Below are 259 nucleotides of genomic sequence, written 5' to 3'. Positions count from 1 at the left end.
AATCCCTCGCACGTCTTTTTCACAGCATGGTCGCGGCGCGACACAGAAGAGGAGAACATCACCGTCAATGCCGGTATGGTCCGCGACCTGCTAGCTGCACTTCGCGGCAAGGCCGTGGCCCACGTTGCCCTGATGACCGGCCTTAAGCATTACCTCGGACCCTTTGAGGCGTACGCAGCCGGACAGATGGCGGACACGCCCTTCCACGAGGAGGAGCCGCGCCTGCCGGTTCCGAACTTTTACTACGCGCAGGAGGATG

1 pseudogene is annotated in these 259 nt (G+C 61.8%); it reads left to right on the top strand.

Annotated features, from left to right (window positions below):
- Positions 1–259: pseudogene (locus tag AC5RWX_RS34635) on the top strand (NAD-dependent dehydratase); the annotation flags it as partial.

It is taken from the genome of Arthrobacter sp. SPT-J7, from assembly GCF_059089965.1.
Note: the sequence above shows the minus strand (reverse complement) of the source record. Positions and strands in the feature narration are given on the sequence as shown.